The organism is Nostoc sp. DedSLP04 (genome assembly GCF_034530775.1).
Taxonomy (GTDB): domain Bacteria; phylum Cyanobacteriota; class Cyanobacteriia; order Cyanobacteriales; family Nostocaceae; genus Nostoc.
The window spans coordinates 1-7,143 of record NZ_JAVRCL010000122.1 but is presented as its reverse complement, the minus strand read 5'-3'; the positions used below and the strand labels follow the sequence as shown (position 1 = coordinate 7,143).

The 7,143-nt window shown below is 37.9% G+C and carries 5 protein-coding genes and 1 pseudogene; 1 reads left to right on the top strand and 5 read right to left on the bottom strand.

Annotation, left to right across the window (positions count from 1 at the left end; translation table 11 throughout):
- Window positions 1-56: 56 nt before the first annotated feature.
- A pseudogene (locus RMX89_RS34215) lies at window positions 57-350 on the top strand (cobalt ABC transporter ATP-binding protein); the annotation flags it as partial.
- Window positions 351-391: 41 nt separating this feature from the next.
- On the opposite strand, the gene RMX89_RS34210 reads toward RMX89_RS34215, so the two are convergent.
- From RMX89_RS34210 to RMX89_RS34190, 5 genes are all read right to left on the bottom strand, one after another.
- Entirely contained in the window at window positions 392-1,429 is a 1,038-nt protein-coding gene (locus tag RMX89_RS34210; RefSeq protein ID WP_322692111.1) for an ABC transporter ATP-binding protein, read from the bottom strand.
- A 50-nt stretch (window positions 1,430-1,479) separates the two neighbouring features.
- Window positions 1,480-2,562, bottom strand: coding sequence for an iron ABC transporter permease (locus tag RMX89_RS34205; protein ID WP_322692110.1), 1,083 nt, complete (start codon window positions 2,560-2,562; stop codon window positions 1,480-1,482).
- 2 nt (window positions 2,563-2,564) lie between these two features.
- Window positions 2,565-3,782 (bottom strand): ABC transporter substrate-binding protein, encoded by a 1,218-nt coding sequence (locus RMX89_RS34200; protein WP_322692109.1) that lies wholly within the window; start codon window positions 3,780-3,782, stop codon window positions 2,565-2,567.
- A gap of 202 nt (window positions 3,783-3,984) precedes the next feature.
- Window positions 3,985-4,857, bottom strand: coding sequence for a (2Fe-2S) ferredoxin domain-containing protein (locus RMX89_RS34195; protein WP_322692108.1), 873 nt, complete (start codon window positions 4,855-4,857; stop codon window positions 3,985-3,987).
- 35 nt (window positions 4,858-4,892) lie between these two features.
- Entirely contained in the window at window positions 4,893-6,935 is a 2,043-nt protein-coding gene (locus RMX89_RS34190; RefSeq protein ID WP_322692112.1) for a TonB-dependent receptor, read from the bottom strand.
- Window positions 6,936-7,143: the final 208 nt, after the last annotated feature.

The window sequence follows — 7,143 nt, the reverse complement described above, 5'->3', positions numbered from 1 at the left end:
TTAAACTAAACAGTTTAGTTTGCACTTCCTGACAGCTTCGCCAGCTCTTCCCCTACTTGATAGCAACTTTTAAAAAAATTCATCGAGATGGAACCACTTTATTAATGGCAACCCATGATTTAGATTTAGTTTATCGGTGGGCAGATTGGGTTTTTGTCATGCATAAAGGGCGGCTGATGCTAGAAGGTAAACCACAAGATGTATTTAGCCAGCGTACACTTTTATCAGAGTTAGAGTTGGGCGTACCATTAATATATGAGATGTTATTTGATGGGCTATCTGCTGAGGAGGGAGTAGTTATAGAACGAGTGCAACAGCGAATATTAGAGCTATTTCGTAATTTTTCCTGATTATACAGTTAGAGAATCTCAATCAATTAGGAACAATGCTTTTATAAACAATCCAAAAATTTAATCATTTCATACAATGAATGATGAGTGTACACAGTGTTATTGTTTGCGATTCGCCACAAAACTTGTGCAGAGTTTGATATAACTTCTACTGAGATTTGTGTTTGCGTCGTATCTTCTACAGTAAAAGACTTTGCACCTCGAGTAACCAAGAATCCCACTCTTTGTAAAGCACGAATAGTCCATGTTGCTGCAATACCCTCACCTATCAAATTAATTTCTCCTTTGTGGGATGTATGGAGATGAAATTCCCCAGAAGCAACATCGAACTCTACACCTTCACTCTTAAAAGTATCAGTAAATGCACCACTCAACACTAAATCTTCTGGTGCGCCAACGTGTAAAATACCATTAGCTGTTAATAGCCAAACTTTATCAGCCAGACGCAAAGCTAAATCTAAATCGTGAGTAGAAAGGAGAATCGCTTGATTCGTTTCCCGTGCTAACTGACGCAACAATTGCATAATTTCCACCCGTCGTGGTAAATCGAGAAATACTGTTGGCTCATCAAGTAACATCACAATAGGCGACTGAGCCAACGCACGCGCAATCATAATTTTTTGGCGTTCACCATCACTTAATTCGCTAACTTGGCGCTGTGCTAAGTGTACTGCTCCTACAGATTTTATTGCCCAATGTACTATAGCTTCATCTTGGGGTGTCAAATTTCCCCACCAATCAGTGTAAGGATATCGTCCCAGAGTTACCAAGGTGTAGGCTGATAGCATTCCCACATCAACTTTCTCAGTGAGTACCAAACTCAGACGTTTGGCTAATTCTTGTGGTGCTAACTTGTAAATATTTTCTCCCAAGAGTCGCACTTCCCCCACAATTGGGGGTTGCATTCCAGCGAGCGATCGCAGTAATGTAGATTTACCCGCACCATTGGGGCCAAGTAAGCAAACCAGTTCCCCAGCTTGCAGAGATACCGAAATATCCGATGCAACACACCGAACAGTTTTTCGGGATGTCTTATAACCGATAGTCAAGTTATGAGTTGTTAAAATCGAGTTACTCATAAGAAACTTCACCTTAAAAACACTCTGCGTACCTCTGCGTTTCAAAAATCTTAAAAAGACTTTTGGGAATTACGCCGCAGAATAACCCAACTAACAACAGGAGTTCCAATCAAAGCAGTAACAGCATTTAAAGGTAAAACCATCTGACTTACCGCAAGTTGAGAAAACAAATCTGCAAACAATGCTAATATTGCACCCATCATTGTTACACTAGGGATTAATATTCGATGGTCGGAAGTATTAAAAAGACTACGACAAAGATGAGGAATTGCTACACCTAAAAATGCGATGGGGCCACAAAAAGCAGTAATTGCTCCAGCCAATATAGATGCACTAGTAATAATAGAAAATCTAGTTTTCTGCACCGTTAAACCTAGACTACATGCATAAGATTCACCAAGTAAAAGTGCATTCAAAGATTTTGATTGCAAGACTGCTCCCAATAAACTCAAAAGTATCACAGGAATTAAAACAACTAACTGTTTCCAAGTTACCCCAGCAAAACTACCAAAAGTCCACATAATATAACTTTGGATACGTTCTTTTGAGCTAAATTGCAACAAAATACTAACAATTGCACTAGTAGCATAGCCAAACAATAAACCTAAAATTAGTAACGTCATCGTATCTTGCACTCGGCGAGAAACAACTAACATCATCCCTAAAACTGATGCTGCACCTAGACTTGCGGCTATGATTAAAGCAAAATCACTAATTATCCCCAAATCTGCTAATAATGTTGGTGTCGTAGCACTTGCTGTCAGTACAACTAACGCTACACCTAAACTTGCACCAGAACTAATTCCCAATACAAAAGGCCCCGCCAAGGGATTTTTAAATAGGGTTTGCATTTGTAAGCCACTCACACCTAAAGCTGCACCTGCTAAAGTTGCAGTTAAAGCTTTAGGTAGGCGAAATTTGAGAATAATATGAGTCCATGTCACTTTTTCTGGTTCAAGTCCTAGCAAAATTTTGACTACTTTATTAAGAGGAATATCAACTGAACCTAAAGCCAAGTCTAATAAAAAAGCCAAGATTAAACTTATAAGTATAATTAAAAAAATAATGGTTTTGAAAACCGGAGTTTTTTGGGTTAGTAGGGGAATTTTAAATTTATATTTTCCGTTTAACATTATTAACTAAGTTTGTGGTAATAAAATAATTGATGGTTAGGTAATATCTCTGGATGCAGTATTTTAATCAAGTCAGATAAAACCATATCTGGGTTACTGATTCCGCCTTCCCAGTAATCATTACCTCCACTTCCATTAACACGGGCATTATTATTGTAAAGATTCCCTGTTTTCATAGCCCTAAAATCAGCATAGCGATTATCTTCTTCGACTAAATCCTTTAAATTATTCCAAGATTGGCTAAAATTCAACCAGTAGTCAGCATTAGCTGCACGTTCCAAAACAACTTCAAAAGATAAAGGTAAACTACCAGAGGATTTATCATCACGCCAGAGATACTTTGCTCCTGCGTCAGCCAGATATTTAGCTATATAACTTTTGCCTCCAGGCATATACCAAGTTCCTTTAAAATTGAACCCAACAAATACAGTTGGACGATTTTTTACAGATTTAGCTTTTTCAGCTACTCTTTCATATTTATTGGCAATTTCACTAAATATTTTTTCTGCTTGCTCGTCTTTATTAAAAAACAGAGCCGTAAATTTTAACCATTCGCTTCTTCCCAATGGCGTATCTTCCATATATTCAGAATTTATCCCCACTTTCAAACCCGCCTCCGTAAGTTTGGCATAACTATCAGTTTGAGAATTTCCAGTACCAAAAGTTGTCACCAAGTCAGGATTTAATTCTAATAATTTTTCTATATCCACATTAGAATTATTCCCTATTTGTGCTATCTTTCCGGTTTTAATTTTCTCGACGACATCAGGAGTATTGACTTGTTTAGTATTACTAATACCAATCAATTTATCAACTACACCTAATTTCGCTAGGTGGGGTAAATGAGTAGTAGATAGAGAAACTATAGAATTAATGGGAACTGTAATTACCTGCGCTTGATTAAATCCTTTTGGCGTGGGAGTTCCACATTGGACTAAAACATATTGAAACTTTGTGTTAGCATTTTGCCAAGGATTTTTGATAGTGACGATTTTGTAGTGTTTATGATACTCTACTGTTAAACCCGTTGCATGAGTAATTTTAATTTTATTAGGGAAGTAATCAGTATTGGGGTTATATTTTTGAATACAGCCGTTATTATTGGTATTTGTAGATGTGTTAATTGCTGTACTATGACAAGCAATAATTAAAGTGGCAATTAAAAAGAAGTTGCATAAAAAAATAATGGGTTTTGAGTGAGTCAGTTTTACCAATTTCATTGGGTTTGAGATAAATATGATTTTTATCACGCAGAGACACAGAGAAGGATATTTCCGTGGGCGGGTTTTCATGGCTTGTACCCCTACAATACAAGCAAGCTACGCGCAGTGTCTTCGTCAGGAGAAGAAAGTGTTCGTTGCCCAGAGAGAAATACCAAGAGGACTACTTTATATCTTTACGTGAGATTTTAAAAAGGATAAATTACAAAGACTCTGGTGGATAGCAATGTTCAATAATTTTGTTACCTTTTACCAAATGTTCATTGACAATAATTTCAGCTACATTTGGTTGAACGCGAGTGTACCAAGTTCTATCATCAGAATAAAATACTACTGGCCCTTGTTGGCAAACTTCCAAACAGCCAGATGTTCTCACTTCTATGTCTAAACCTACATTTTCAACTGCTGATTTTAAAGCATCAAATGTGGGTTGCCATTTGCGTGAAGGAAGACAGCGAGTTGAGGTACAAACTGAGATATAAGAATGCTTCAAGGGGTTTTTAGTAAACGGTATAGGCTGGTTTCCCAATACATAAATATCTCGTAGTTCCTCATAAAGAGCTAATTTTGATAAATTCGGCTTACCTTCTGGTAATAAATTCTCACCTTCTACATACGGATTTGGCAAGAAAATAGTCATGAGGTTTTCATCTGCACCATTCCAAAAATCGATTCCCCAACTTCTAGGGATACCATCTGCATTAAACCGTCGATAAAATGCAGCACGATTTACTTGACGTTGCTGCCTTAATTCTAAGGGAGTCTTACAATGGGGGCCACCTAAATTAGCCTCAATACATAGGTGCAAATGCCAGCTTTCTGTAACTACTGTGAGGTATCCATCATAGAGGATACAAATTTTAGGTGGAGCATTAAATTCTAATTCTAATACACCTCCTTGAACAATATGCCCTACCCCTACCTGCTGCCAATTTTGCTGAAATAAAGTGTAAAGTAGCGACGACAAAACATCGGTACTACAATCAAAATATTCATATTCAATAGACCCCTCAGTAGATAAAGCCTCAATCACAACCTTATTTACTGGTGTCACCCAACAATTAAATTCAGTCATTCAAAACTCCTCTCTGCGTGAAAAAACTCTTGACTTCAAAACGTAGAACTCAACCCAACTTGAAAAACCCTCCCTCCATCAGGGAAACCAGGAAATAATTGGTATCTCTGGTTAAAGATATTATCTAAACTGCCTGTTAATACTAATGTATTACTTAGAGAAACCCGCATTTTGAAATCAAAAGTAGTATAACCAGACAAAGATTCCGTATTAGTATTATTTGTGGGATATGCACCCAAAGAATGCATCAGTATTCCAGCATATAAGCCTTGAGAAGTTTCATAAGAAAGTCCTGCATTCAAACTATCTGCACCTGCGAATCGTAATTCTTTATCAACTTCGGCAGAATTTGTACTTTTCAAAATTCGGGGGTCATTTGCTGTATAACTAACAAAGGCATAGATATTCTTCGCTAACTGCAAATTTAAAACCGCTTCGATTCCCGTAGTGCGAACCTTACCAATATTTTCGTAAGTAGCTACCGGAACAGCAAAATTATAGGCGATTAAATCTGATATTGTGTTGTTGAAATAGGTCAAGCGCAATAAACCAAAGTTGCCTAACTTTTGGTCAATTCCGATATCATAACTATCGCCTTTCTCTGGACGGAGATTAGGATTACCAACGTAACTACCACCATTCGCATATAAGCTGAAAAGATTCGGCGCACGGAAATTCTTGATATAATTAGCTCTGAAAGTAGTAGAATCTGTAAGTGCAAATTTTGCTCCTACACTTGGTGATGTAAAAGAGCCATTTGTCAAGCTGCTAAAATCTTGACGTAAACCTAAGTTAGCAGTCAAACTAGGGGTAAAGTTAATTTCATATCTAGCAAATAGCGCTCCTTGACTAATACTATCGTCGTAAATGACTGTTTTTGTATTAGCAGAAAAATCGAATGTACTGTTAGTCGCTGATACATTGCGGTAATCAAAGCCATAAACTAGGGTTTGATTATGAGCAAATTTCCAACTGTGTTGTGTTTGCAATCCATAAGAAGTCTGCCCGTTATCATACCGTGCTTGGGATGAATTGCGACTATCATAACGAGTGTTAAGGAAATCTGCGTAAACTCTGGCTGTTAGCAGTGAATCATCTCCACCTCCTAATTTTGAGTTCCAGGTTAAATCAGTGAGAACTTGGTCTGTGTATTTGCGATCGCTATCCGTCAATGAGTTAAAATAGCCTTGACCAAATAATGGTTCAGGAATGGGGACTCCTCCTGGTACTCCTTGGTCTTTACCTAAATATAGAGTTGACAGGGTTAGGGTGTTACGCTTTCCTAAATCCGCCTCTAGCTTGACATTAAAGTTATTGTAGAGAACATCATTATTTTCCCTAGTTCCCTTGAAGTTCGCTTCTGGGATAGAAAAAGGATAGTTATTTTTGCCTTCAGTACGGTTGTAACCTACAACCCAACCAATATCTCCTATTTTTCCGCTACTGTTGATAGTCTGCTGATTTAACCCATACGCACCAAAATTAATACCCGCTTGTGTCGTCACTTTTTCTGTGGGACGACGAGTGATAATGTTAATCACTCCCCCAATTGCATCGGAACCATAAAGGGTAGAACCACCACCTGGTAATACTTCGATTCTCTCAACGATATTGGTGGTAAATTCTGAAAGGTCAAAACCACCGGAACCCAAATCGTTAATTGGTCTACCATCAAGCAAAATTAAGACTTGTGCAGAGTTAGAACCCCGGATAAATTGACCGCTTAAGGCGTTTACTTCTGTGCCAACTGTACCATCAGGCAAGATACCTGTCAGAAATTTTAGCGCTTCTCTGACTGTTCTAGCACCCTGCGCTTCCATCTCTTCACCCGTAATTACGTAAACCGGACGGGTGGAATCTTTCACTGTCCCTTCGCGGCGAAAGGGTGAGTAAACGGGTTCATTCAATAGCTTGTCGATGACTGTTAATTCAATATCTGGTTCTTCTGTAGATGCTGGAGTATTTTCAGGTGTTATTTGTGCAACTGGTTGTAAGTCTTTGGCTGATCCTTCATACTTGGGAAACTCAGATATTTGTGGAATTTGATTAGCGATTGCTACGCATTCTCCAGATACCATTGCATAAATTGTGGTAAAAACGAAGATTTTTGAGAAAAATTCACAATAAGTAACTATACGGGAAGTGGACATGAAACTCCTCGTTTTCAGTAAAAACAGGTATTTATTTGTGCTATGAATTTTTGGGATTTAGGTTTTAACTAGCTTGCTGCAATGCATTAGACTTATCCGAAAATGGTAAATGTATACGGCAAAGGAATTTCAGCGA